The sequence below is a fragment of the Thermus sp. NEB1569 genome (assembly GCF_022385295.1).
GTDB classification, from domain to species: Bacteria; Deinococcota; Deinococci; order Deinococcales; family Thermaceae; genus Thermus; species Thermus scotoductus.
Genome location: NZ_CP092445.1, coordinates 556,602 through 578,820, shown reverse-complemented (window position 1 = coordinate 578,820; position 22,219 = coordinate 556,602). Strand labels below are relative to the sequence as shown.

General features: G+C 65.9%; 32 protein-coding genes and 1 tRNA gene. 17 read left to right on the top strand and 16 right to left on the bottom strand.

The annotated features are described in order from the left end of the window. Positions 1 to 27: 27 nt before the first annotated feature. The 14 genes from MI302_RS03710 to MI302_RS03640 are packed head-to-tail and all read right to left on the bottom strand — an operon-like array spanning position 28 to position 7,168. Entirely contained in the window at positions 28 to 381 is a 354-nt protein-coding gene (locus MI302_RS03710) for a RusA family crossover junction endodeoxyribonuclease (protein ID WP_239726246.1), read from the bottom strand. After that, entirely contained in the window at positions 378 to 572 is a 195-nt protein-coding gene (locus tag MI302_RS03705; RefSeq protein WP_239726245.1) for a hypothetical protein, read from the bottom strand. Before MI302_RS03705 ends, MI302_RS03710 begins: the two co-directional genes overlap by 4 nt. Next, positions 569 to 1,087, bottom strand: coding sequence for a hypothetical protein (locus MI302_RS03700; RefSeq protein ID WP_239726244.1), 519 nt, complete (start codon positions 1,085 to 1,087; stop codon positions 569 to 571). Before MI302_RS03700 ends, MI302_RS03705 begins: the two co-directional genes overlap by 4 nt. After that, a complete protein-coding gene (locus MI302_RS03695) occupies positions 1,084 to 1,269 on the bottom strand; it encodes a hypothetical protein (protein ID WP_126187915.1) in 186 nt (61 codons plus the stop codon). Before MI302_RS03695 ends, MI302_RS03700 begins: the two co-directional genes overlap by 4 nt. Then, a complete protein-coding gene (locus MI302_RS03690; RefSeq protein WP_239726243.1) occupies positions 1,266 to 1,508 on the bottom strand; it encodes a hypothetical protein in 243 nt (80 codons plus the stop codon). Before MI302_RS03690 ends, MI302_RS03695 begins: the two co-directional genes overlap by 4 nt. A 9-nt stretch (positions 1,509 to 1,517) precedes the next feature. Next, positions 1,518 to 2,216 (bottom strand): hypothetical protein, encoded by a 699-nt coding sequence (locus MI302_RS03685; protein ID WP_239726242.1) that lies wholly within the window; start codon positions 2,214 to 2,216, stop codon positions 1,518 to 1,520. Beyond that, positions 2,213 to 3,835, bottom strand: a complete 1,623-nt coding sequence (locus MI302_RS12170; RefSeq protein WP_304653895.1) for a UvrD-helicase domain-containing protein — start codon at positions 3,833 to 3,835, stop codon at positions 2,213 to 2,215. Before MI302_RS12170 ends, MI302_RS03685 begins: the two co-directional genes overlap by 4 nt. Next, positions 3,804 to 4,838 (bottom strand): hypothetical protein, encoded by a 1,035-nt coding sequence (locus MI302_RS03670; protein WP_239726241.1) that lies wholly within the window; start codon positions 4,836 to 4,838, stop codon positions 3,804 to 3,806. Before MI302_RS03670 ends, MI302_RS12170 begins: the two co-directional genes overlap by 32 nt. Continuing rightward, positions 4,826 to 5,452, bottom strand: a complete 627-nt coding sequence (locus tag MI302_RS03665) for a hypothetical protein (protein WP_239726240.1) — start codon at positions 5,450 to 5,452, stop codon at positions 4,826 to 4,828. Before MI302_RS03665 ends, MI302_RS03670 begins: the two co-directional genes overlap by 13 nt. An 8-nt stretch (positions 5,453 to 5,460) precedes the next feature. Then, positions 5,461 to 6,036, bottom strand: a complete 576-nt coding sequence (locus tag MI302_RS03660; RefSeq protein ID WP_239726239.1) for a hypothetical protein — start codon at positions 6,034 to 6,036, stop codon at positions 5,461 to 5,463. 3 nt (positions 6,037 to 6,039) lie between these two features. Next, positions 6,040 to 6,420 (bottom strand): hypothetical protein, encoded by a 381-nt coding sequence (locus MI302_RS03655; RefSeq protein WP_239726238.1) that lies wholly within the window; start codon positions 6,418 to 6,420, stop codon positions 6,040 to 6,042. Further along, positions 6,413 to 6,721 carry a hypothetical protein gene (locus MI302_RS03650; protein ID WP_239726237.1) on the bottom strand — a complete coding sequence of 103 codons (309 nt, stop codon included), beginning with the start codon at positions 6,719 to 6,721 and terminating at the stop codon, positions 6,413 to 6,415. Before MI302_RS03650 ends, MI302_RS03655 begins: the two co-directional genes overlap by 8 nt. A gap of 8 nt (positions 6,722 to 6,729) precedes the next feature. Beyond that, positions 6,730 to 6,960, bottom strand: a complete 231-nt coding sequence (locus MI302_RS03645; RefSeq protein ID WP_239726236.1) for a helix-turn-helix domain-containing protein — start codon at positions 6,958 to 6,960, stop codon at positions 6,730 to 6,732. Beyond that, complete coding sequence (locus MI302_RS03640) at positions 6,953 to 7,168, bottom strand: helix-turn-helix domain-containing protein (protein WP_239726235.1); 216 nt, start codon at positions 7,166 to 7,168, stop codon at positions 6,953 to 6,955. The genes MI302_RS03645 and MI302_RS03640 overlap by 8 nt, the downstream gene beginning before the upstream one ends. Before the next feature lie 94 nt (positions 7,169 to 7,262). On the opposite strand from MI302_RS03640, the gene MI302_RS03635 reads away from it, so the two are divergent. From MI302_RS03635 to MI302_RS03625, 3 genes are all read left to right on the top strand, one after another. Further along, positions 7,263 to 7,916: a LexA family transcriptional regulator gene (locus MI302_RS03635; RefSeq protein ID WP_239726234.1), complete on the top strand. Its 654-nt coding sequence runs from the start codon at positions 7,263 to 7,265 to the stop codon at positions 7,914 to 7,916. A 381-nt stretch (positions 7,917 to 8,297) separates the two neighbouring features. Next, the gene (locus MI302_RS03630) at positions 8,298 to 8,666 is read left to right on the top strand and encodes a hypothetical protein (protein WP_239726233.1); all 369 of its coding nucleotides are present in this window, start codon (positions 8,298 to 8,300) and stop codon (positions 8,664 to 8,666) included. A gap of 1 nt (position 8,667) precedes the next feature. After that, a complete protein-coding gene (locus MI302_RS03625) occupies positions 8,668 to 9,801 on the top strand; it encodes a site-specific integrase (RefSeq protein WP_239726232.1) in 1,134 nt (377 codons plus the stop codon). Between the two features lie 77 nt (positions 9,802 to 9,878). On the opposite strand, the gene MI302_RS03620 is transcribed toward MI302_RS03625, so the two are convergent. After that, positions 9,879 to 9,954: transfer RNA gene (locus tag MI302_RS03620), tRNA-Ala, on the bottom strand. A gap of 37 nt (positions 9,955 to 9,991) precedes the next feature. After that, positions 9,992 to 10,336, bottom strand: coding sequence for a hypothetical protein (locus tag MI302_RS03615; RefSeq protein WP_015716523.1), 345 nt, complete (start codon positions 10,334 to 10,336; stop codon positions 9,992 to 9,994). Positions 10,337 to 10,416: 80 nt separating this feature from the next. On the opposite strand from MI302_RS03615, the gene MI302_RS03610 reads away from it, so the two are divergent. The 14 genes from MI302_RS03610 to nuoK all read left to right on the top strand — a co-directional run bounded on the left by MI302_RS03610 (position 10,417) and on the right by nuoK (position 22,217). Continuing rightward, positions 10,417 to 11,061: a Rad52/Rad22 family DNA repair protein gene (locus MI302_RS03610; protein ID WP_015716522.1), complete on the top strand. Its 645-nt coding sequence runs from the start codon at positions 10,417 to 10,419 to the stop codon at positions 11,059 to 11,061. Beyond that, complete coding sequence (locus tag MI302_RS03605; RefSeq protein WP_054392519.1) at positions 11,058 to 11,804, top strand: metallophosphoesterase; 747 nt, start codon at positions 11,058 to 11,060, stop codon at positions 11,802 to 11,804. Before MI302_RS03610 ends, MI302_RS03605 begins: the two co-directional genes overlap by 4 nt. Next, positions 11,797 to 12,615: a 16S rRNA (adenine(1518)-N(6)/adenine(1519)-N(6))-dimethyltransferase RsmA gene (gene rsmA / locus MI302_RS03600; protein ID WP_019551173.1), complete on the top strand. Its 819-nt coding sequence runs from the start codon at positions 11,797 to 11,799 to the stop codon at positions 12,613 to 12,615. The genes MI302_RS03605 and rsmA overlap by 8 nt, the downstream gene beginning before the upstream one ends. Positions 12,616 to 12,783: 168 nt before the next feature. Next, entirely contained in the window at positions 12,784 to 13,143 is a 360-nt protein-coding gene (locus MI302_RS03595) for an NADH-quinone oxidoreductase subunit A (RefSeq protein WP_019551172.1), read from the top strand. After that, on the top strand, positions 13,134 to 13,679 hold the full coding sequence (locus MI302_RS03590) for an NADH-quinone oxidoreductase subunit B family protein (protein ID WP_015716518.1): 546 nt from the start codon (positions 13,134 to 13,136) through the stop codon (positions 13,677 to 13,679). The genes MI302_RS03595 and MI302_RS03590 overlap by 10 nt, the downstream gene beginning before the upstream one ends. Positions 13,680 to 13,682: 3 nt before the next feature. After that, positions 13,683 to 14,303 carry an NADH-quinone oxidoreductase subunit C gene (locus tag MI302_RS03585; protein WP_019551171.1) on the top strand — a complete coding sequence of 207 codons (621 nt, stop codon included), beginning with the start codon at positions 13,683 to 13,685 and terminating at the stop codon, positions 14,301 to 14,303. Then, the gene (nuoD, locus tag MI302_RS03580) at positions 14,300 to 15,520 is read left to right on the top strand and encodes an NADH dehydrogenase (quinone) subunit D (protein ID WP_239726231.1); all 1,221 of its coding nucleotides are present in this window, start codon (positions 14,300 to 14,302) and stop codon (positions 15,518 to 15,520) included. Before MI302_RS03585 ends, nuoD begins: the two co-directional genes overlap by 4 nt. A gap of 13 nt (positions 15,521 to 15,533) precedes the next feature. Then, a complete protein-coding gene (gene nuoE / locus MI302_RS03575; protein ID WP_126170170.1) occupies positions 15,534 to 16,079 on the top strand; it encodes an NADH-quinone oxidoreductase subunit NuoE in 546 nt (181 codons plus the stop codon). Then, positions 16,076 to 17,389 (top strand): NADH-quinone oxidoreductase subunit NuoF, encoded by a 1,314-nt coding sequence (gene nuoF / locus MI302_RS03570; RefSeq protein WP_019551168.1) that lies wholly within the window; start codon positions 16,076 to 16,078, stop codon positions 17,387 to 17,389. The genes nuoE and nuoF overlap by 4 nt, the downstream gene beginning before the upstream one ends. A 2-nt stretch (positions 17,390 to 17,391) precedes the next feature. After that, entirely contained in the window at positions 17,392 to 19,740 is a 2,349-nt protein-coding gene (nuoG, locus tag MI302_RS03565; protein ID WP_239726230.1) for an NADH-quinone oxidoreductase subunit NuoG, read from the top strand. Then, on the top strand, positions 19,737 to 20,852 hold the full coding sequence (gene nuoH / locus MI302_RS03560) for an NADH-quinone oxidoreductase subunit NuoH (RefSeq protein WP_239726229.1): 1,116 nt from the start codon (positions 19,737 to 19,739) through the stop codon (positions 20,850 to 20,852). The genes nuoG and nuoH overlap by 4 nt, the downstream gene beginning before the upstream one ends. Next, positions 20,849 to 21,397, top strand: coding sequence for an NADH-quinone oxidoreductase subunit NuoI (gene nuoI, locus MI302_RS03555; RefSeq protein WP_239726228.1), 549 nt, complete (start codon positions 20,849 to 20,851; stop codon positions 21,395 to 21,397). Before nuoH ends, nuoI begins: the two co-directional genes overlap by 4 nt. Then, complete coding sequence (locus MI302_RS03550) at positions 21,394 to 21,933, top strand: NADH-quinone oxidoreductase subunit J (RefSeq protein ID WP_126201144.1); 540 nt, start codon at positions 21,394 to 21,396, stop codon at positions 21,931 to 21,933. The genes nuoI and MI302_RS03550 overlap by 4 nt, the downstream gene beginning before the upstream one ends. Further along, positions 21,930 to 22,217 carry an NADH-quinone oxidoreductase subunit NuoK gene (gene nuoK / locus MI302_RS03545; protein WP_239726227.1) on the top strand — a complete coding sequence of 96 codons (288 nt, stop codon included), beginning with the start codon at positions 21,930 to 21,932 and terminating at the stop codon, positions 22,215 to 22,217. The genes MI302_RS03550 and nuoK overlap by 4 nt, the downstream gene beginning before the upstream one ends. Positions 22,218 to 22,219: the final 2 nt, after the last annotated feature.

The following is a 22,219-nucleotide window of genomic DNA, read 5'->3' as shown; positions in this document are numbered from 1 at the left end:
TGGGCCAGTACCTCACGCCGGATGGCGTCAAGGGTCCATCACCTCCAGGTAGAGCTCCACCCTTCCGCCCGGCTCCGGTCTCCGGCGGATGAGGTGGATCTCCGCCACCTGGTGGTCGTCCTTCAGCACGCCCCCGTGCACGAGGGCGTCCAGGACGGCTTTGAGGATGTTGTCCAGGTCGCGCTTCCGGCGGTCCGGGGGGTAGGCGAAGAGGAACAGGGCCACCTCCTGAGAGATGCGCCCCTTCCCATTCCTGGCCTCCCGGAGCCGCCAAGCGGCCTCATCCCGCCACGCCCTGGCGCGGGGGGACAGGTAGCGGGCATTGTCACGGGCGGCCCAGTAGTGATTGACCGAGGGGGGCCAGGGCAAAGTGGCCCTCATGACTCCCTCCTTGGATAGACGGTGTAACGGATGCCCTCGCGGTAACCGGTGGAGCACATGCCCAACTCCACGGGCCGCCCGGTGGCGTCCGCAATGCGCTGAGCCTCTTGGGCTGCCGCTTCCCGGTGGGCGAAGGTTTTCACCCGGCTATAGCCGTTTTCCCGGTAGCGTACGTACCAAAGACGCTTCACCCCACCACCTCCAGGATGAAGTGCTTATCAGGCTCTAAGCGCTCCCCGTAGCGGGGAAGCCGCACAAAAATCCGCTTGGCCCCGCACGGGCACGTGTAGATATCCGGGGTAATCGTCTTGGGCACCCGGATGGTGCCCTGGCACCCCTCGGCGGGGCAGGCGTAGCGCTCGAAGTACCCCAGGGCCTCGAGGGCTTCCGGGCCCAGCTCCAAGATGGCCGAGCGCACCAAGCGCCCCTCCACAACCTTGGTCGGCCCGGCGTACACGCTCACCCCCTCGCCGATGGTGAGCTTGTCCAGGGGCCAGGGAAGAACGGTCGTGGCAAGCTCGGCTTCCAGCTTGGGGGCCTTGCCGATGTCTTCCCAGTCGTCGTACCCTGCCCGCTCCAGGGCGGCAAGCAGGTCGGACATGCGGGGGGCAAGCCAATCCTGGGTGAAGGTAGACCCAAACACCTCCCAGCCCATCCCCCCGTCTATCAGGGCCACGTAGCGGCAGTACTTCAGAGTGCGGCTCATACCCCCCTCCACACCAGCGCCACCAGCACGCCCACCAGTCCCGCAAGGGCGGCCAGACCGAGGATGCCCACACTGGCCCCTTCGGGAAGCTCCTCCCCCCGCCGGGAAAGGTAGAGCAGGAGGAGCCCCAGGGCCAGGTAGGAGGTCAGGACGTAGACGAGTACCAGCTGAAGCAAGCTCATCTCGCCAGCTCCTTTATCACGCGCAGGAGCACATCCCGCACGTCCAGCACCACGCCCTCCCACCAGGCCAGGTATGCCTGGGCCAAAGGCACCGAGTAGCCGTGCCGGAGGGCGTCCTGGATGGCCCTTTCCACCGCCTGAGCGCGGGTCACCCCCTGGCCGTAGCCGACGGTGCGGCCCCCGTGGATCACCAGGACCTCCCACCTATCGGACACCGGGCACCATGCCATCTCCATCACGGGCCACCCCTACGCTGCCTCCCGCCACACCAGCCGCAAGCGCTTGCCGTTTTGCGCCAGGTAGTGCGCCCACGGGGTGAGGTCCACCCAGGGGTCGAAGCCCTTTTCCACCTCACTGGACGCCCCCGGGTTTTTCAGCGCCAGCTCCACCAAGAAGGCTCGCCACGCCCAGGTTTCCGCCTCGTGGCCCAACTGGTCCATCCAGAGGTGCCACTGAGGGTCGTTCCAGCGGAGTTCAGCCCGCAACGCCTCCCGCTTGCTGTGGGCCTCTGCCCACTTCTCTAATGCCCGTTCCCTGAGCCCCCTGGCCTCCGCCCGGTCCTGACAGGCCTCCTGGATAGCAGGCCAGGCATCCCCCAGGCCCCAGCGGACGAAGCCCTCCATGGCGTCCCCCACCAGGCACCAGGTGGCGTAGGCCAACCAGGTGGGCACGCCAGCCTCCTCCTCGGCCTCGGCCTCCAGCTTGGCGGTAAAGGCCAGGGCAAACTCCAGGCGGGCTTGAGCCCGGCGGGTGTCCTCGTCCACCTCCCCCCGCAGGAGGGCCAGGACCTCCTTCCGGCGGGTCTTCAGGGCCTCCCCGTAGCGGGCCATGAAAGCCTGGATGTTTTCGGTGTGGCCCTCGAGGCCCAGCCGCCCCTCCTCCTCCACCAGCTGCACCCCGGCCTTTTGGGCCGCCAGCAACACCTCCAGCGCCGTCATCCCGGTCATACGTAAACCCTCCTCCTTTCCGGCCAGACGTAGGCGTGCGGGGCTTCACCCTGAGCCATCAGCACCACCCCTTTTCTCGCCCGGGTGAGGCCCACGTAGAAGAGGCGGTGCAGGGTGTCGGGGTTCTCCCTGGCCGCCTTGCGGGTGTAGCCGGGCCAGAGGTACACCCAGTCCGCCTCCCCGCCCTTGACGCTGTGGATGGTCCCGAGCCACACCCTGGCCTCCCCCTTCAGCACCGCCGCCGGGTTGCGCAGGGCCACCATGAGGGCCTGCCTGAAGCCCTTGGGGGCTTTGCCAAGCAGGTGATCCAGAAGCCACGAGGGGTTGCGTCCCACGGCGTGTTCCCGGTGCCCCGGGGCGAAGACCTCCCAGATGGGGTGGCGGTCGTCCAAACGCTCGTGGTCCGGGAGGGCGTCGATGATCTCCCTGGCCTTCACCGCCTTGACTGCAAATACCTCCGCCCGCACGTAGGGGGTCCAGGCCTTCAGGTCCGCCCCCACCCGGTTGGGGAAGAGAAAGGCCCTGGCCTTCTCCCACGCCCCCCTGGCCCCGCTGGGGAAGAGGTTGAAGCTGTGCCGGTGAGGGGCGTAGGGGTTGCCGTAGGGCTCCCCGCGCAAGAGGAGCTCCTCCGTAAGAGGGTCCAGGAGGTACTTGGCGGTGGCAAGGAAAAGAACACTTTCCCCCGCCCGCACCCGCTCCAGGGCATCCTCCACCGCGGGAGCCGGCCACTCGGGGTCCACGGGCAGGCGCATCACCACCCCGTCCTCGTCCCTGGGGGCGTACTCCTTCTCCGCCCGGCGCCCCACCCGGCGGATCACCGCCTGGGCCAGGGCCTGCACCTGGGCGGGCACCCGGTAGGACTGGGAGAGGACCAGCTCCCCTGCCACGGGCACAGAAAGGAACGAGGAGCCGTCCGCCCCCATGAAGGCGTAGATGCTCTGGTCGTCGTCCCCGATGAGGGCGTAGCGGGCTCCCTGGGCCCACTTGAGGACCAGCTGGAGCTGCAGGGGGGTGAGGTCCTGGGCCTCGTCCACCAGGAGGAACCGCACCCCGAGGCCTCCGGGCTGGGCCAGGGCCGCTTCCAGCATGCCCGGGAAGTCCACCACCCCCTGGGCGTGCATCCAGGACTTCCACGCCTGGTAGAAGTGCACCTGCTCCTCCGTCCACTCCCGCATGGGGGTGAGGGTGTTGCGGAGAAGGACCACTTGATCGTAGAGCCGGTCCCCGTAGGGGCGGTTGTCCTCGTCCTCGTACGGGTCCATGACGTCCAAGAAATCCGCTCCCTTACCCTTGACCCTGGGGGTGATCTGCCAGGTGTCCGGTACCCTGGCGTTCCAATCCTTCAGGGCGTCAGCGGTTAAAGCCAGCGGGGGTCTGCCGATAGCCCGGTAGGCCAGGGAGTGGATGGTGCCCAGGTTCTCCTCTGGCACCTTCCCTCCTAGCCTCCCGGCGAACTCCCGGAAAGCAGCCCGGGAGAACGAGCAAACCGCAATATCTTCCCCGGGCACCCCCTCTTCCAAAAGGGCCTGCACCTCCTGGGCCAACCAGGTGGTCTTGCCCGTGCCTGGAGGCCCGTAGACCCGCAGGCTAGGGGTCGAGGACAATGCGGATCTTGCCACCGCCCACCTCCTTCTTCGTGAAACTTGTCTCCCCATCGGGGGGCCATTCCTGGTCTCCACCTCCTGGTGGGGTTGAGAAATCCTTCTCCGGTTCAGAAGTGTGTTCCGCATCACTAAGTCTAGTCACATAGTCAGATGAGTTGCCCCATGTGACTAGAGCATTACTGCCGTCCTGCACGGGGTTTCCTTGGGGTCTAGTCACATAGTCAGATACTTGAGATGGTGCGGGGGCGATTTTTTCTCCGACTATGTGACTAGACCCCCCATTTTTCTCGTCCTGGACGGGGCTAACCCCTCTAGTCACTTGTTCCGGAGAAGTGACTATGTGACTAGAACCTTGACCGGGTTCAAAATCCTCCCCCAACCCCCGGGCCCACTCGGGCAAGACGGTGCTGGGGACGATCCAGTAGCGCTTGGTGCGGTTTCGCCCCTCTTTCCAGACCTGGAGCTTCCTGGCCTCTGCCCCGTAGCGCCGGAGGAGGAGAGCTAGAGCCCGGGGTTGGATTTTCGCCCCCCGGCTGTCCCCGACCCAGGTGGCCATGTTCACGGCGTTCACCGCCACCTCCCCATCGGGGGTGACCACCGGGAGCTCCAGGCGCAAGTGGGCCTCGTAGCTCTGAGGGTCCGAGGCCTGGGCGGGGGCGCGCTCCTCTAGATAGGCCTCCAGCCAGGCCCGCAGCAGGTCCAGCTCCTCCGCCTCTGGGGCCTCCACCTCCTCGGCGGCGTCCAGCACCGCTTGGGCCATGCTGTCCCAGTAGCGCTGGTCCAGCCAGCGGGGGAGGACGTTCAAGCTCTCCACCACCCTGGCCCGGAAGCGGCGCTGGGAGAGGAGGGTGTCCACCGGCCCCAGCTCCACCCGCTTCCCCTCTACCACCAGGGCGTAGTGCACCGGGGTGGAGAGCACCCGCAGCACCCGCTCCACCCCGGGGATCCACTCCCGCAGGCGGGCCAGGGCCTCCTCCCGCGGCAGGCGCTCCGGCGGGGCCATGCTCACTTCGCCCACGGCGGCACCACCCCCTTCCTGGGCTTGAGGCCGAGCAGGCGCTCAGGGCGCGGGGCGGGCTTCCGCTTCCCGGCCTCGAGGCCCGACCGGACCGTCCCCTCCACCTCGGCGCGCTCGGAGGGCTGGAAGACCTTCTCGGCCTCCCCGAAAATGAGCGCCCTCGCCTCCTCCTCGGTGATGAGCCCACCACCCACCAGCCGCCCGAGCTGGTAGGCCATGCGGTTCAGGGCGTTGTTGCGGTTCCCCGGCGTGGCCTCGCGGGCGAACTCGTTGACGATGCGAGCCAGGGCCGCCTCGGCGTAGCGGCGGATGTGGTAGCCGGGCTCGTCCTCCCGGACGTGGTTGGCGGCGTAGCCCCGGACGAGCCCCTTCCTGAGGGCTTCGGGGCCGTGGCGCGCCACGAGGTTCACATCGTAGACGTCCAGGAGGAATCCGGTCCCCTTCTCGGGGTGCCACGCCGCCAGGAGGACGCCGAACTCCAGCAGGGCGGCGTGCGCTTCCACCTCGTACCCCTCCGCCTCGAGGGCGACCCTGGCCCACCGCACCGCCGTGGGGGAGAAGGAGTAGTAGCGCCACTCCTCCGGGGTCGGGTCGTACAGGGCGCGGTGGGCCATGGCTCCTCCTACCAGAGGTCTTCAGCCGCCTTCTGGGCCGCCTTCTGAGCCCGCTTCCTCGGAACCGGGGCGTACTGGATGATGTTGGTCACCACCCGGTCCCCCTTCTCCTTCGTGGCGATGGTGAGGAGCACGGGCCTGCCGGGGGCGGTGATCTCCTCCTCGCCCATGCGAATCACCACCCCTTTCACCGGTTCCTGCCCCTCTGTGAAGAAGAGAGGTAAGCGCTTCAGGTCCTCCGGTCTGTTCACCCCGGGAATGTCCATGTCCAGGAGGCTCGCGTCCTGAGGCCCGACCGCCCGGCCCCAGAGGGCCCCCACCACCTGCCAAAACTTGGACTTCTCGTTGTAGAGGAGCCCGTAGGAGCCATCGGGGGTTCTACCGATGGAGGGGATGTTGACGAGACCGGAGAGGCGCCCCTCGTCGTCCTCAAAGAGGAAGCGCAGGGCGGGCTTGGGCTCCTCGCTGAACTGGCTCGCCATGAGCCCCGCCTGCACCTCTACAAGCTGGAACTCGTAAGTCCCAGGCTCCCTAACCGCCTGCTCGCCGCTCCTTTCCGCGACCATCCCTTTAAAGATCCCCATGATCTACCTCCTTTGGCCTTCTTCGGCCATTGGGAACGGGGTTTCCTCCCCGTAGTCCCCTGCGTCAACGGGGAAGGGCACCAGGCCTTCCCCCCCGCATGCGTGGCAGTCCTGCCACCACTCGTCCGCGAGGTCCTGGGGGACTTCCCACGAGCGAGCCATGGGATGCGTCCACACCACCCCCTCCCCCCGGCACACGGGGCAGAGGGCCCGGGGGGCCTGGAGGTCCCCCAGGAGCTCCCACCAGGGGCCCCAGCCCTCGCGCTCCAGCCGCGTGGCCAGGGCCCTGGCGGCCTCGGGGCGGGACCGCGCGAGGTCCCTGAGACGCCCCACCAGTCCCTCTGGGTTGGCCTGATACCAGGCGGTGCGCCAGTCCCTACGCATGGCGCACCCCTTTGAGGGCCCGCCGAAGCTCCGGGATAGCCATCCGGAGCAGGTAAATCTCCCCCCGGGCCTTCGGCCACGCGTGTGCCAAGTAAGGGTCGGAGAGGTAGAGCTCGGGCCTAGGGGGGGACTCCACCCAGTCCCCCCAGGCGTACTCCAGCAACCGGAGCCGGTGCTCCAAGCGCTGGAGGTACTCCTCCCAGGACTCGCCGCGCTTCCGAGGGGGGAGGGTTGGGTACTTCTCCAGCACCCGCCGCAGAGCTGTGGTATACTGAACCTGCGCCTGTCTAGTCATTCGCATCACCTCCACTAGGCCAGGGCCTCCACCCTGGCCTTCCTCACGGCCACGTGGCCGTAAAGGACCTGTTCAACGCCACCGCGTTCTAAAAACTCCACGATGGCCGAGTGAGGGACCAGCACCCTCCTCCCCACCCGGGCCACGCGGATCTGCCCGGCCCGGATGAGATACCGGAGGGTCCTCTCGCCGATGCCCAGGACCCTGGCCGCCTGGGCGATGTTGTAGGCCACGGGGTTATGCATGGGTCTCCTCCTTAGATACTACTGGTAGTAGTTCCTCGGGGGAAACGGAAAGCGCTTCGGCCAGGCGCAAAAGCGTCTTCAGCCTGGGGGTTTTGCGCCCGGCCTCTATTTGCCAAATGAGCCCTTGGCTCACATTGGCCGCGCGGGCCAGTTCGTACTGGGAGAGGCCGCGCTTCAACCGGAGCTCCCTGAGCCGTTCACCGATCATCGCTACCCATTGTAGTCAAAGCTCCCGCGCTTGTCAATACCCTCAGTAGTCATTACGGGGCTATCCTAATACCAAAGGTATTTGGGGGGAGAAGATGGTGGCGATAGATGAAGCAGCAGAAGTCATAAAAGCCAGGTTGAAAAAGCTTGGCATTAGCCAGGCGGAGTTTTCCAAGCGGGTAGGCAAAAGCCCTGGGTGGGCCGGGGCGAGGTTTTTACCCAACGTGGAAAACATGGTGCGCTACCTCGCTTATAAAGAGCCCGCCACCCTTGAACGCATCCTTCATGTTCTCCAATGGACCCCCGAGGAGTTCTCCCGCGAAACCGGCATCCAGCTTCCTGGTGCGGAAATCCCCGGGTCCATCCCCGTGGTGCGGTATCGTATTCCTGTCATAGACGCCGGGGCTGGGCCGCCGATGTGGAACGAGGGCGCGGAATACATCACCCTCCACATCCCCGAGCTCAGGGGCAAGCGGGAGGAAGAGCTCTTCGCCGTGCGGGTCAAGGGAGACTCCATGGAGCCCACGCTCAGGGACGGGGACATCGTGGTCTTCTGGACGGGGGGAGCCCCGGAGCCCGGGCGCATCGTGGCGGTGCACGTGCACTGGGACGGGGTTGTGGCAAAGCGGCTCCAGCGCTACAACGGCTCCTGGTACCTCTACTCCGACAACCCGGACCACCCTCCCGTTCCCCTAACCGAGCGCGACCGCATCCTCGGGGTGGCGGCCACCCTGGTGCGGAAGATGTAGGAGGTAGCGGTGGGATGGGTTCTCCTCATCCTCGGCGTCCTTTTCATCGCGGGCGCCCTCTCTAGAGAGTCCAGGCGGCAGTTGACCCAGGGTCAGCGGATTGGAGGCTTTGCCTTCGGCGTGGTCTTCCTCCTCATCGGACTGGCGTACCTCTTCCCCGCCCCGCAGCCACCCCAGCAGCCCCAGACGGCTCAGCAAACCCAGCAAACGGAGCCAACCCAGCCAACCGCGCCAACGGAAGCACCCAAGCCAGAGGAGCCACCCCAGCCAGAAGAGCCAAGCAACCCGCCCCCCACCCTCCCCGGCCTCGCCTGGGTAGACATCACGCTGAACCTGGAGAAGGAACCCTTTGGCTTCCGGTGGAAGGCGGAGAAGTCCAACGTGCTCCCCGGGGTGTGGGTTAGGAGGGCCAGCGAGGTGGACCCGGACACGGGGGCGGAAATGGTCGTGGAGGTTTACTCCTACGGGGACAAGGTGCTGCATTACGAGGTCAGCGTATCCGGTTTGAACGCCGAGCCCACGGCGTCCTGGCTCCTCCCCTACCTCGCCACCGCCCCTTTTGACGGGAACCCCCAGGTGGAGTCCAAACGCTGGGTGGAGGAGAACCTGAACAGGGTGCGGCCAGGGGAACCCTTGGAGAGGCGTGTGGGCGAGGCGGTGTTCGTCCTCAGCGGCAACCCAAGGACGTTCTACACCCTGGAGGTCAGCCACCGGGACTACGAGTCCTGGCTGAGCCAGCACCTGCGCTGACATGGCCCGCAAGCGTCCTCCAGGAGAAGGGTCCATCTACCAGCGGAAGGACGGGCTCTGGGTCGGGGCCATCACGGTGGGCTACACCCCTCGCGGGAACCCCCGGCGGAAGGTCGTCTACGGCAGGACCCGCCAGGAGGTCGCCCGTAAGCTCGCCGAGCTCCAGGTGCTCCACCACCGGGGGCTCCTCGCCGAGCCCGCCCAGATCACCGTGCGGGACTGGGCCGAGGACTGGCTCAAGCGCAAGGCGGCGGAGGTTCGCCCCCGCACCCTGGAGAGCTACCGCTACCACCTGGCGAAGGCCATACCCTCCCTCAGGGACCCCACGGCTTACGACCGCTTTGGGCGCATGCGGCTCCAGAGCGTCCAACCCCTCCACGTCCGGCGGCACCTGGACGGGCTCAGGCTCACCCCGCACGCCATGACGAACATCCGCTGGCTCCTCCACGCCGTCTTTGAGGACGCCGTGCGGATGGAGCTCATCCACCGCAACCCTGTGGCTCCCGTGAAGGTGAAGGGGCCGCCGAGGAGGAGTCCGGGAAGAACCTTGGAGCCCGATGAGGCTAGGAGACTTCTCGCCGCGCTGGACGAGCACCCCTCCCCCCTCGCCCTCGCCCTCCGGCTCATGCTCACCTGCGGGCTCCGAAGGGGCGAGGCTCTGGGCCTCCGGTGGGAAGACGTGGACCTCGAGGAGGGGGTGCTCCACGTGCGCCGGGCGTGGGCGAAGGTGGGCGGGAAGGGAGTCATATCCGAACCGAAGACTTCCTCTGGCTACCGCGCGGTCCCTATCCCTCCCACCACCCTGGAGCGCCTGCGGGCCTACCGCGAGAGCGTCCAGGGGCTCAGCGAGGAGGAGGTGCGGAGGAGCTGGCTCTTCCCGGGGCGGGACCCCTCCCAGCCCGTCCACCCGGACGCCCCGGACCACTTCCTCCGCAGGCTCCTCGCCCGGCTCGGTCTCCCCCAGGTGCGGGTCCACGACCTCCGGCACACCTACGGCTCCCTCCTCCTCGCCCACGGGGCTCCCGTGGAGCTGGTGGCTGAGCGCATGGGCCACGCAAACCCGAACATCACCCTGGGCATCTACCGCCACCTCCTGGAGGAGGAGCGGCGGGGGTGGGTGCTGGACATCGGTTAGCGGGGTTCCTGCTACACCTTCTGCTACAGAGCGACCCCCCGGGGAAGCCCGGGGGGTCAAAAACTCCGTTCTGGAGCTGGTGGAGCCGACGGGACTCGAACCCGTGACCTCCTGAGTGCGATTCAGGCGCGCTCCCAGCTGCGCCACGGCCCCACGCGCCCTATATGGTAGCGGGGGGCCGTGGCCTTGTCTAGTCCCCTTCCTTAAGCCGCACCTCCACCCGGCCCTTCTTGTCCTTCACGGAAAGCTTGGCCTTGGCCTTACCCTTCTTGTACTCCGCCTTCCACTCGTCCTTCTTCACCTCGTACTTGACCCGCACCCAGCCCCGGCGGCGGAGGTCCTCGTCGTGGTAGCGGAAGATGGCCCCCGCCTGGGAGAAACGGTAAACCACCACGAGCCCTTGGGGCTCCGGAAGGCGCTCCACCACCACCGCCTGGGGGAAAAGGTTAAAGGAGAGGGTGGCGGTGATGCGGAGTTCCATGGAGCCGGAGGGATTTACCTCGAGGGCCCAAGCCAGAACCAGCAAGGGTAGCATCCCGAATATCCTGCGCATGGCCTTAGCCTAACCCATCCTTTCCCCTAACCCCTGAGGGTGGCCTAAAGTACACTTTAGCTATGGACGAAGTCTGGCAAAAACTCTCCGAACCCTTCCCCCCCGGCGAGGTGCAGTGGCGCATCGAGGCCCTCTCCCGGGACAAAAAACGCGCCCTGGTGGTCCCCTATGTGGATGCCCGCACTGTTTTGGACCGGCTGGACCGGGTGGTGGGTCCCGAGGGGTGGCAGGACGCCTACGAGGTGCTGGCCGACGCCGAGCGTGCGGTGAGGGACGAGCGGGGGGAGCGGCGGGAACGCCTGGTGGAGGTGAAGTGCCGCCTCACGGTCCTGGGGGTGACCAAGGAGGACGTGGGGGAAGGGGATTCCCTGAAGGCGGCCTTCTCTGATGCCTTGAAGAGGGCTGCGGTGAAGTTCGGGGTGGGCCGGTACCTCTACCGCCTCGAGAAACAGTGGGTGGACTACGACCCGGAGAAGGGCCGCTTCACCCCACCCAAGCTGCCCGAACCCTCCCCTGGCGAGGAGGAGGGCCTCGAGGAGGAAAAGCCCGAGGCCTACCGGCTCATCGACCAGCTTCTGGAAAGGCTCAAGGAAAAGGGCCTGGGCAAGGAGGCCGCCAAAATCGTTACCAGGTACGGCGGCTATGGCAAAACCCCCGAGGAAACCAAGCGGCTTTACGGGGAGCTCAGGGCCCTGCTTAAGGGATGAGAATCGTCGCCGTCGGGGACCTTCACGCCAACTTCCCCGCCCTTTGGCGGATCCTCAAGACAGAGGGACTGGCGGATGCTGGGCTTAAGCCCACCGAGGAACTCCTTTCGGGGAAGACCTATCTGGTCCTCCTGGGAGACTTGGTCCACCCCAAGACCCCCAGGGACTACGAACGCCTGACGGGGCTTAGCCCCTTCGACCCCCTGGACCCAAACCACCTGCGCCTGGCGGCAGGGGCTCAGATCCGGGAGCTATTCCGGCTAAAAGCCTTTCAGGAGGCAGCCCAGGGGCAGGTGACCATCCTCCTGGGCAACCACGACGAGGCGGTCCTAAAAGGGGAACCCATCTTGGGAAACCAGCACCTCAAGCACCTGGAGTTCCATCCCGAGCACGGGGGGCGCCCCCTTCCCAAGGCCCTAAGGAGCTGGATAGCGGGCTTCCCCCGGGAGGTGGTCTTCCATGGGGTGCACTTCGCCCACGTGGGACCTGTGCCCTGGCTCCAGGAGTACGACGAGCTCTTCTACGCCCAAAGCGAGCCCAAAACCTGGTGGTTCCGCACCCCCGACTACGTGGAGCGGATGGGCTACCGCTACGGCGTGTACGGCCATGTGCCCATGAAGGAGGGGATCCTGCTCAAGGAACGCTTCGCCCTCATCGACGCCCTGGACCTGGGGGAGTACCTGGAGCTCTTTCCAGAGGAAGAGCCTTTGCGCCCCAAGGTGAAACGCCTGAACCATGCTTGAAGCCTTGCTTTCCCCCAAAGGGGTGCGGGAGCTACTGCGGCGGCACGGGCTTTATGCCGACAAGCGCTTAGGGCAAAACTTCCTGGTCTCCTTCGCCCACCTGAGGCGGATCGTGGAAGCGGCAAAGCCCTTCACCGGCCCGGTCTATGAGGTGGGCCCGGGCCTGGGGGTTTTGACCCGGGCCTTGGTGGAGGCCGGGGCTCAGGTCACAGCTATAGAGAAGGACCTGCGGCTAAAACCCCTGCTGGAGGAAACCCTGAAGGGCCTTCCCGTGAACCTGGTCTTTACCGATGCCCTGGCCTTCCCGTGGGAAGAGGTGCCTAAGGGAAGCCTTTTGGTGGCCAATCTCCCCTACAACATCGCCACCCCCTTGGTCACCCGCCTCCTCAGGACCGGGCGGTTTGCCCGCCTGGTCTTTCTGGTGCAGAAGGAGGTGGCGGAGCGCATGGTGGCCCGGCCCAATACCCCTTCCTATGGCCTCCTCTCCTTGCGGGTGGCCTACCACGCAAGGGCGGAAAAGCTCTTTGATCTCCCCCCCGGAGCCTTCTTTCCCCCTCCCAAGGTGGTGAGCAGCCTGGTGCGCCTCACCCCCAGGAAGGTGGCGGACGATCCTGCCCTTTTCCAGCTCCTCGAGGCCGCCTTTTCCAAGCGGCGCAAGACCCTGAAAAACGCCCTCACCGCCGCCGGGTACCCCAAGGAGGAGGTGGAGGAGGCCCTTAGGAGCTTGGGTCTTTCCCCGGATATTCGGGCGGAGGCCCTGGACCTATCCTATTTCCAGAGGCTCAAGGACCTTCTCTACACCAGGGTGTAATGTCTTAGCAGCCGATAATCAAATGGCTTACACCGATTAGCCTCCCCTTCGGTGTAGTCCACCCCTATTGCCCCGCACCTGGGGTGATAAGATGGGCGGGAACTGAGGTGGGGGCCTCGATGGTTTTGGGCCCTTACCTCGTGAAGAGATGCACGAAAGGAGGGGACCTTGGCGCCGATCGCGGAGTATGTGAGCATCCTGATCTATCTGGGAGTGGCCCTTTTCATCGGGGTGGCGGCCCTGGTGGTGGGGGCCCTCCTGGGTCCCAAGAAGCCGGGGAAGGCCAAGCTGATGCCCTACGAGTCGGGGAACGACCCGGCGGGGGAGGTCAAGCGCTTCCCCGTCCACTTCTACGTGGTGGCCATGCTGTTCATCCTCTTTGACGTGGAGGTGGCCTTCCTCTGGCCCTATGCGGTGAGCGCAGGCACGCTCGGCCTATACGGCTTCCTGGGCGTGGCGGCCTTCACCCTGCTCCTCTTCGTGGGCTTCCTCTACGAGTGGTGGAAGGGGGTGATGCGGTGGCACTGAAGGACCTCTTCGAGCGGGACGTGCAGGAGCTGGAGCGGGAAGGCATCCTCTTTACCACCCTGGAGAAGCTGGTGGCCTGGGGGCGCTCCAATTCCCTATGGCCCGCCACCTTCGGCCTGGCCTGCTGCGCCATCGAGATGATGGCCTCCACCGACGCCAGAAACGACCTGGCCCGCTTCGGGAGCGAGGTCTTCCGGGCAAGCCCCCGCCAGGCGGACGTGATGATCGTGGCGGGCCGGCTTTCCAAGAAGATGGCCCCTGTCATGCGGCGGGTCTGGGAGCAGATGCCCGACCCCAAGTGGGTGATCTCCATGGGGGCCTGCGCCAGCTCAGGGGGGATGTTCAACAACTACGCCATCGTGCAGAACGTGGACTCGGTGGTGCCGGTGGACGTGTACGTGCCCGGCTGCCCCCCGCGCCCCGAGGCCCTCATCTATGCGGTGATGCAGCTACAGAAAAAGGTGCGGGGCCAGGCGGTGAACGAAAGGGGCGAGAGGCTTCCCCCCGTGGCCGCCTGGAAGCGCGCCAGGGGGTGAGGTATGCGGCTCAATAGGGTGCTGGAAGAAGCCCGGGCCAAGGGCTACACCATAGAGGATAACGGCCTCGGCAACCTCTGGGTGGTGATGCCCCGGGAGGCCTTCAAGGAGGAGATGGTCCACTACAAGGCCCTGGGCTTTAACTACCTGGCGGACATCGTGGGCCTGGACTACCTGGAATACCCCGACCCCCGCCCGGAGCGCTTCGCCGTGGTCTACGAGCTGGTCTCCCTTCCCGGGTGGCAGGACGGGGATGGAAGCCGGTTCTTCCTCCGGGTCTACGTGCCGGAAAAGGACCCCAGGCTTCCCACCGTCACCGACCTCTGGGGAAGCGCCAACTTTTTGGAGCGGGAAGTTTACGACCTCTTTGGGATCGTCTTTGAAGGCCACCCGGATTTGCGCAAGATCCTGACCCCGGAGGACCTCGAGGGCCACCCCCTGCGCAAGGACTTCCCCCTGGGGGAAACCCCCACTCTCTTCCGCGAGGGGCGCTTCATCGTGCCCAGCGAGTTCCGGGCCTCCCTTACCGGGAAGAACCCCGGCCTCACCCTATACCGGGGCGGTAGCCGCAAGGGGTACCGGGCCCTTTGGGCCGATCTCATGAAGGCCAAGGAGGTCAAATGAAGGACTACCTGGACCTGGACCCAAGGGTGGCGGAGGAGCCCAAGGAACTCCGCACGGAGGTCATGACCCTGAATGTGGGACCCCAGCACCCCTCCACCCACGGGGTGCTGCGGGTGGTGGTGACCCTTTCCGGCGAGGAGGTCTTGGACCTCGTCCCCCACATCGGCTACCTCCACACCGGGTTTGAGAAGAACATGGAGTACCGGACGTATACGCAGGTGATCACGTATACGCCCCGGATGGACTACCTCCACTCCTTCGCCCACGACCTGGCCTACGCCCTGGCGGTGGAGAAGCTGGTGGGGGCGGTGGTACCCCCTAGGGCCGAGACCATCCGCATCATCTTGAATGAGCTTTCCCGCCTGGCCAGCCACCTGGTCTTCCTGGGCACCGGGCTACTGGACCTCGGGGCCCTTACCCCCTTCTTCTACGCCTTCCGGGAGCGGGAAACCATCCTGGACCTCTTTGAGTGGGTAACGGGCCAGCGCTTCCACCACAACTACATCCGCATCGGCGGGGTCAAGGAGGACCTCCCCGAGGAGTTCGTGCCCGAGCTTAAAAAGCTTTTGCAGGTCCTGCCCCACCGCATCGACGAGTACGAGGCCCTCTTTGCGGAAAGCCCCATCTTTTACGAACGGGCCCGGGGGGTGGGGGTTATTCCCCCCGAGGTGGCCATTGACCTCGGTCTCACCGGAGGGTCCTTAAGGGCGAGCGGGGTGAACTACGACGTGCGCAAGGCCTACCCCTACTCGGGGTACGAGACCTACCAGTTTGACGTACCCTTGGGGGAGCACGGGGACGTGTTTGACCGGATGATCATCCGCATCCGGGAGATGCGGGAGTCGGTGAAGATCATCCAGCAGGCCCTGGAGAGGCTGGAACCAGGGCCGGTGCGGGACCCCAACCCCCAGATCACCCCGCCTCCCAGGCACCTTTTGGAAACCTCCATGGAGGCGGTCATCTACCACTTCAAGCACTACACCGAGGGCTTCCATCCCCCCAAAGGGGAGGTGTACGTGCCCACGGAGTCCGCCAGGGGGGAGCTCGGGTACTACATCGTCTCCGACGGGGGCAGCATGCCCTACCGGGTCAAGGTGCGGGCCCCAAGCTTCGTGAACCTGCAAAGCCTCCCCTACGCCTGCAAGGGGGAGCAGGTGCCCGACATGGTGGCCATCATCGCCAGCTTAGACCCCGTGATGGGCGACGTGGACCGATAGGAGGGAAGGGAAGATGGGGTTTTTTGACGACAAGCAAGACTTCCTGGAGGAAACCTTCGCCAAGTATCCACCGGAGGGGCGACGCTCCGCCATCATGCCCCTCTTAAGGCGGGTGCAGCAGGAGGAGGGCTGGATCCGCCCGGAACGGATAGAGGAGATCGCCCAGCTGGTGGGCACCACGGCCACGGAGGTCATGGGGGTGGCGAGCTTCTACTCCTACTACCAGTTCGTGCCCACGGGGCGCTATCACCTTCAGGTGTGCGCCACCTTGAGCTGCAAGCTGGCCGGGGCCGACGAGCTTTGGGACTACCTCACGGAAACCCTGGGCATCGGCCCGGGGGAGGTAACCCCGGATGGCCTTTTCAGCGTGCAGAAGGTGGAGTGCCTAGGCTCTTGCCACACCGCCCCCGTGATCCAGGTGAACGACGAACCCTATGTGGAATGCGTGACCCGGGCGAGGCTTGAGGCGCTTCTGGAGGGCCTTAAGGCGGGCAAGCGCATCGAGGAGATCGAGCTCCCCGGCAAATGCGGGCACCACGTGCACGAGGTGGAGGTATGACCGGGCCCATCGTTTCCGGACGCGACCCCCGGTTTGAAAAAACCCTCTACGCCCACGTGGGCCAGGAGGGAAGCTGGACCCTGGACTACTACCTGAAGCACGGGGGATACGAGACCGCCAAGCGGGTTCTAAAGGAGAAAACCCCGGAGGAGGTCATCGAGGAGGTGAAGCGCTCGGGGCTCAGGGGCCGGGGCGGGGCAGGCTTCCCCACAGGGGTGAAGTGGAGCTTCATGCCCAAGGATGGGAAACAGCACTACCTGATCTGCAACGCCGACGAGTCCGAGCCAGGTAGCTTCAAGGACCGGTACATCCTGGAGGATGTTCCCCACCTGCTCCTCGAGGGCATGATCCTGGCGGGCTACGCCATAAGGGCCACGGTGGGGTACATCTACGTGCGGGGGGAGTACCGCAAGGCGGCGGACCGCCTGGAGGCCGCCATCCGGGAAGCCCGCACCCGGGGCTACCTGGGGGAGAACCTCTTCGGCAGCGGCTTCTCCTTCGACGTGCACGTGCACCGGGGGGCCGGAGCCTACATCTGCGGGGAGGAAACCGCCCTCATGAACTCCCTGGAGGGCTTAAGGGCCAACCCCCGCCTCAAACCCCCCTTCCCCGCCCAGTCGGGGCTTTGGGGCAAGCCCACCACCATCAACAACGTGGAAACCCTGGCCTCGGTGGTGCCCATCCTGGAACGGGGGGCCGACTGGTTCGCCAGCATGGGCACCGAGCAGTCCAAGGGGATGAAGCTCTACCAGATCTCCGGCCCGGTTAGGCGGCCAGGGGTTTATGAGCTTCCCATGGGCACCACCTTCCGGGAACTCATCTACGACTGGGCGGGAGGGCCCCTGGAGCCCATCCAGGCCCTCATCCCTGGGGGATCCTCCACCCCGCCCCTGCCCTTTACCGATGAGGTCCTGGACACCCCCATGAGCTACGAGCACCTGCAGGCCCAGGGCTCCATGCTGGGCACCGGAGGCGTGATCCTCATCCCGGAGAGGGTAAGCATGGTGGACGCCATGTGGAACGTGACCCGCTTCTACGCCCACGAGTCCTGCGGCAAGTGCACCCCCTGCCGGGAGGGGGTGGCGGGCTTCATGGTGAACCTCTTCGCCAAGATCGGCTCCGGGGAGGGGGAGGAGAAGGACGTGGAAAACCTCGAGGCCCTTCTGCCCCTCATCGAGGGCCGGAGCTTCTGCCCCCTGGCGGATGCGGCGGTGTGGCCGGTGAAAGGCTCCTTGAAGCATTTTAAGGACCAGTACCTGGCCCTGGTGCGGGAAAAGAAGCCCGTGCCCAGGGTGAACCTCTGGAGGTGAAGGTGGTTAAGGTCAAGGTCAACGACCGCATGGTGGAAGTGCCCCCGGGAACCAGCGTCATGGACGCGGTCTTCCACGCGGGGTACGACGTGCCCCTCTTCTGCTCGGAAAAGCACCTCTCCCCCATAGGGGCCTGCCGCATGTGCCTGGTGCGCATCGGCCTGCCCAAAAGGGGCCCGGACGGCAAGCCGGTCCTGAACGAGAAGGGAGAGCCCGAGATCGCCTGGCAGCCCAAGCTGGCGGCCAGTTGCGTCACCGCCGTGGCGGACGGCATGGTGGTGGACACCCTCTCGGAGGTGGTGCGGGAGGCCCAGGCGGGGATGGTGGAGTTCACCCTCCTCAACCACCCCTTGGACTGCCCCACCTGCGACAAGGGGGGAGCCTGCGAGCTCCAGGACCGAACGGTGGAGTACGGACTTTACGAGAAGTATTACCAGAAGGCCCCCCTCGAGCTTCCCACCTACACCCGCTTCGAGTTCACCCGCCGCCACGTGGACAAACACCACCCCCTCTCCCCCTTTGTGGTGCTGGACCGGGAGCGGTGCATCCACTGCAAGCGCTGCGTGCGTTACTTTGAGGAGATCCCAGGAGACGAGGTCCTGGACTTCATCGAGCGGGGGGTGCACACCTTCATCGGCACCATGGACTTCGGGCTTCCCTCGGGGTTTTCCGGGAACATCACCGACATCTGCCCGGTGGGGGCCCTTCTGGACCTCACCGCCCGCTTCCGGGCCCGCAACTGGGAGATGGAGGAAACCCCCTCCACCTGCGCCCTATGCCCTGTGGGGTGCGGCATCACCGCGGACACCCGTAGCGGCGAGCTTTTAAGGATCCGGGGCCGAGAAGTCCCCGAGGTGAACGAGATCTGGCTTTGCGATGCGGGTCGGTTCGGGCACGAGTGGGCGGACGAGAACCGGATCAAATACCCCCTGGTGCGGAAAGGGGAAAGGCTCGTGGAGGCCACCTGGGAGGAGGCCTTCGCCGCCATCCGGGAGGGCCTCAAGGAGGCCAGGAAGGAGGAGGTGGGCATCTACCTACCCCACGACGCCACCCTCGAGGAGGGCCTCATGGCGGCGGAGCTGGCCCGGGGGCTAAACACCCCCCACCTGGACTTCCAGGGCCGCACCGCCGCCCCAGCGAGCCTCTTTGTGCCCGCCACCTTTGAGGACCTCCTCAGGGCCGATTTCGCCCTGGTCCTGGGGGATCCCACGGAGGAAGCCCCCATCCTGCACCTCCGCCTAAGCGAGTTCGTGCGGGACCTCAAGCCCGCCCCTAAGTTCGCCCACGGCACCCCCTTCGCCGACCTCTCCATCAAGGAGAGGATGCCCCGCCGCACCGACAAGATGGCCCTCTTCGCCCCCTACCGCGCCCCCTTGATGAAGTGGGCCCGCATTGCAGGGGTCCACGCCCCTGGGGAGGAGCGGGATATCCTCCTGGCCCTTCTTGGGGAAAAGGAGGGGAGCGAGGCGGTCAAGCAGGCCAAGGAGGCGTGGGAGAAGGCCCAAAACCCCATCCTCATCCTGGGGGCTGGGGTCTTGCAGGATGCGGTGGCGGCGGAAAGGGCCAGGCTTTTGGCCGAGCGCAAGGGGGCCAAGGTGCTGGCCATGACCCCGGCGGCGAATGCCCGGGGCCTCGAGGCCCTGGGGGTCTGGCCCGGGGAGAAAGGGGCGGCCTGGGACGAACCCGGAAGCCCCTACGCCTACTACGGCTTCGTACCCCCGGAAGGGGCCCTAAAGGACAAACGCTTCCTGGTCATGCACCTAAGCCATCTCCACCCCCTGGCGGAGCGGTATGCGGATGTGGTCCTCCCCGCCCCCACCTTCTACGAGAAGCGGGGTCAGGTGGTGAACCTGGAAGGGCGGGTCCTTTCCCTCAACCCCGCCCCCATCGAAAACGGCGAGGCGGAGGGCGCCATCCAGGCCCTGGCCCTGCTGGCCGAGGCCCTTGGGGTACGGCCTCCCTTCCGGCTTGGCCTCGAGGTGGAGCGGGAGCTCAAGAAAAAGGTGCCCGCTCCGAATAGCCTCCTCATCCACCGCACCCAACGCCTGCGGCCCAGGGCCCAGGAGGGAAGGCTCTACCTTAGGCCCACCATGTGGAGGGCCTGGCAGCTTACGGGCAAGGTGGCCCAGACCGTCCGCCCTGAGCTTTGGGTCCACCCGGAAACCGCCAAGGCCGAGGCCCTTCTGGAAGGAGCCTGGGTGGAGGTGGAAGGCCCCTTGGGCCCGGTCCTGGCCCAGGTGGTCCACCGGGAAGACCTGCCCAAGGGCTTCCTCTACCTCTCGGCCCTTGGCCCCTTTGCGGGAAGGTGCGCGGAGGCCAAGGTGCTGGTGCCTTTAGGAGGTGAGGCATGAACCCTTACCCCGTGGATCCCTATTGGATGGTGGCCTTAAAGGCCCTTTTGGTGGTGGTGGGCCTCCTCACCGCCTTCGCCTTCATGACCTTGATCGAACGCCGCCTCCTCGCCCGCTTCCAGGTCCGCATGGGCCCCAACCGGGTGGGCCCTTTGGGTCTTTCCCAGCCCATCGCCGACGCCATCAAAAGCATCTTCAAGGAAGACCTGGTGGTGGAGCGGGCGGACAAGGTTCTCTTTGTCCTGGCTCCCTTGATCGGCGTGGTCTTCGCCCTCCTGGCCTTCGGGGCCATCCCCTTCGGCCCCCCGGGGAGCTTCTTCGGCTACCAGCCCTGGGTCCTGAACCTGGACCTCGGCCTCCTCTACCTCTTCGCCGTGAGCGAGATGGCCATCTACGGCATCTTCCTGGCGGGCTGGGCCTCCGGGAGCAAGTACAGCCTCCTGGGCTCCTTGCGCTCCTCGGCGAGCCTGATCTCCTACGAGCTGGGCCTGGGCATCGCCCTCCTTTCCCCTGTTCTCCTGGTGGGGAGCCTTAACCTGAACGACATCGTGAACTGGCAGAAGGAAAACGGTTGGCTTATCCTCTACGCCTTCCCGGCCTTTTTGGTCTACCTCATCGCCAGCATGGCCGAGGCCGCCCGCACCCCCTTTGATCTGCCCGAGGCCGAACAGGAGCTGGTCGGGGGGTACCACACGGAGTACAGCTCCATCAAATGGGCCCTCTTCCAGATGACCGAGTACATCCACTTCATCACCGCCAGCGCCCTCATCCCCACCCTCTTCCTGGGAGGTTGGACCATGCCCTTCCTGGAGGTGCCCTACCTCTGGATGTTCCTCAAGATCGCCTTCTTCCTCTTCCTCTTCATCTGGATCCGGGCCACCTGGTTCCGCCTCCGTTACGACCAGCTTTTGCGCCTTGGCTGGGGCTTCCTCTTCCCGGTGGCCCTGGTCTGGTTCCTGGTGACCGCCTTGGTGGTGGCCTTAGACCTTCCCCGCTCCTACCTCCTCTACCTTTCGCTGGCCGCTTTCCTGGTCCTTTTGGGAGCCATCCTGTACAGTCCTAAATCCGCGCGCAAAGCCCCCAAGGGGCTATCCAAAGGAGGTGGCGCATGACCCTTAAGGCCTTGGCCCAAAGCCTTGGCATCACCCTCAAGTACCTTTTCTCCAAGCCGGTAACCGTGCCCTACCCCGACGCCCCGGTGGCCCTCAAGCCCCGTTTCCACGGCCGCCACGTGCTCACCCGCCACCCCAACGGCCTGGAGAAGTGCATCGGCTGCTCCCTGTGCGCGGCTGCTTGCCCCGCTTACGCCATCTACGTGGAACCGGCAGAGAACGACCCGGAAAACCCGGTCTCGGCGGGGGAGCGCTACGCCAAGGTCTACGAGATCAACATGCTCCGGTGCATCTTCTGTGGCCTCTGCGAGGAAGCCTGCCCCACCGGGGCCATCGTGCTGGGCTACGACTTTGAGATGGCCGACTACGAGTACTCCGACCTCATCTACGGCAAGGAGGACATGCTGGTGGACGTGGTGGGCACCAAGCCCCAGCGCCGGGAAGCGAAGATGACCGGCAAGCCCGTGAAGCCCGGCTACGTGGTACCCTACGTCCGCCCGGAGCTGGAGGGGTTTAAGGCCCCCACGGAAGGAGGGAAAAAGTGAGCCCCTTAGAAGCCCTAGCCCTCCTGGCCCTTCTTTTCACCGGGGTCCTGGTGGTCACCCTGAAAAACGCCATCCACGCCGCCTTGGCCCTCATCGGGAACTTCCTGATCCTGGCCGGGATCTACGTGGCCCTCGAGGCCCGCTTCCTGGGCTTTATCCAGATCATCGTCTATGCCGGGGCCATCGTGGTCCTCTTCCTCTTCGTCATCATGATCCTCTACGCCGCCCAGGGGGAGGTGGGCTTTGATCCCCTGGCGCGAAGCCGCCCCTTGGCCCTCCTCCTCTCCTTGGGGGTGGCCCTGGTCCTCCTCTCGGGGCTTTGGGGCCTAAACCTGGCCTTCACCCAGGACCTTAAGGGCGGCCTGCCCCAGGCCCTGGGGCCCCTCCTTTACGGGGACTGGCTCGGGGTGCTTTTGGCGGTGGGCTTCCTCCTCATGGTGGCCACGGTGGTGGCCGTGGCCCTGGTGCAGCCGCAAAGGCCCCTGGACGCCCTGAGGCCCGAGGAGCGGAAGGCGGAAAAGGAGGTGGTGCGGTGAGCTACCTCTATGCCTCCGCCATCCTTTTCGCCCTGGGGGTCTACGGGGTCCTGACCCGCAGGACGGCCATCCTGGTCTTTCTCTCCATCGAACTCATGCTGAACGCCGCCAACCTCTCCCTGGTGGGCTTCGCCCGGGCCTTTGGCCTGGAAGGCCAGGTGGCAGCCCTCATGGTGATCGCCATCGCCGCCGCCGAGGTGGCGGTGGGCCTGGGTCTCATCGTGGCCATCTTCCGCCAGCGGGAGAGCACCGCGGTGGACGATCTCTCGGAGCTTAGGGGGTGAAG

What these genes read in the sequence shown, in the direction of transcription:
- MI302_RS03710 (WP_239726246.1), bottom strand. Translation starts at nt 381, where the DNA reads ATGAGGGCCACTTTGCCCTGGCCCCCCTCGGTCAATCACTACTGGGCC.
- MI302_RS03700 (WP_239726244.1), bottom strand. Translation starts at nt 1,087, where the DNA reads ATGAGCCGCACTCTGAAGTACTGCCGCTACGTGGCCCTGATAGACGGG.
- MI302_RS03695 (WP_126187915.1), bottom strand. Translation starts at nt 1,269, where the DNA reads ATGAGCTTGCTTCAGCTGGTACTCGTCTACGTCCTGACCTCCTACCTG.
- MI302_RS03685 (WP_239726242.1), bottom strand. Translation starts at nt 2,216, where the DNA reads ATGACCGGGATGACGGCGCTGGAGGTGTTGCTGGCGGCCCAAAAGGCC.
- MI302_RS03665 (WP_239726240.1), bottom strand. Translation starts at nt 5,452, where the DNA reads ATGGCCCACCGCGCCCTGTACGACCCGACCCCGGAGGAGTGGCGCTAC.
- MI302_RS03660 (WP_239726239.1), bottom strand. Translation starts at nt 6,036, where the DNA reads ATGGGGATCTTTAAAGGGATGGTCGCGGAAAGGAGCGGCGAGCAGGCG.
- MI302_RS03655 (WP_239726238.1), bottom strand. Translation starts at nt 6,420, where the DNA reads ATGCGTAGGGACTGGCGCACCGCCTGGTATCAGGCCAACCCAGAGGGA.
- MI302_RS03650 (WP_239726237.1), bottom strand. Translation starts at nt 6,721, where the DNA reads ATGCGAATGACTAGACAGGCGCAGGTTCAGTATACCACAGCTCTGCGG.
- MI302_RS03645 (WP_239726236.1), bottom strand. Translation starts at nt 6,960, where the DNA reads ATGCATAACCCCGTGGCCTACAACATCGCCCAGGCGGCCAGGGTCCTG.
- MI302_RS03640 (WP_239726235.1), bottom strand. Translation starts at nt 7,168, where the DNA reads ATGATCGGTGAACGGCTCAGGGAGCTCCGGTTGAAGCGCGGCCTCTCC.
- MI302_RS03635 (WP_239726234.1), top strand. Translation starts at nt 7,263, where the DNA reads ATGGTGGCGATAGATGAAGCAGCAGAAGTCATAAAAGCCAGGTTGAAA.
- MI302_RS03625 (WP_239726232.1), top strand. Translation starts at nt 8,668, where the DNA reads ATGGCCCGCAAGCGTCCTCCAGGAGAAGGGTCCATCTACCAGCGGAAG.
- MI302_RS03615 (WP_015716523.1), bottom strand. Translation starts at nt 10,336, where the DNA reads ATGCTACCCTTGCTGGTTCTGGCTTGGGCCCTCGAGGTAAATCCCTCC.
- MI302_RS03610 (WP_015716522.1), top strand. Translation starts at nt 10,417, where the DNA reads ATGGACGAAGTCTGGCAAAAACTCTCCGAACCCTTCCCCCCCGGCGAG.
- MI302_RS03605 (WP_054392519.1), top strand. Translation starts at nt 11,058, where the DNA reads ATGAGAATCGTCGCCGTCGGGGACCTTCACGCCAACTTCCCCGCCCTT.
- rsmA (WP_019551173.1), top strand. Translation starts at nt 11,797, where the DNA reads ATGCTTGAAGCCTTGCTTTCCCCCAAAGGGGTGCGGGAGCTACTGCGG.
- MI302_RS03585 (WP_019551171.1), top strand. Translation starts at nt 13,683, where the DNA reads ATGCGGCTCAATAGGGTGCTGGAAGAAGCCCGGGCCAAGGGCTACACC.
- nuoD (WP_239726231.1), top strand. Translation starts at nt 14,300, where the DNA reads ATGAAGGACTACCTGGACCTGGACCCAAGGGTGGCGGAGGAGCCCAAG.
- nuoE (WP_126170170.1), top strand. Translation starts at nt 15,534, where the DNA reads ATGGGGTTTTTTGACGACAAGCAAGACTTCCTGGAGGAAACCTTCGCC.
- nuoF (WP_019551168.1), top strand. Translation starts at nt 16,076, where the DNA reads ATGACCGGGCCCATCGTTTCCGGACGCGACCCCCGGTTTGAAAAAACC.
- nuoH (WP_239726229.1), top strand. Translation starts at nt 19,737, where the DNA reads ATGAACCCTTACCCCGTGGATCCCTATTGGATGGTGGCCTTAAAGGCC.
- nuoI (WP_239726228.1), top strand. Translation starts at nt 20,849, where the DNA reads ATGACCCTTAAGGCCTTGGCCCAAAGCCTTGGCATCACCCTCAAGTAC.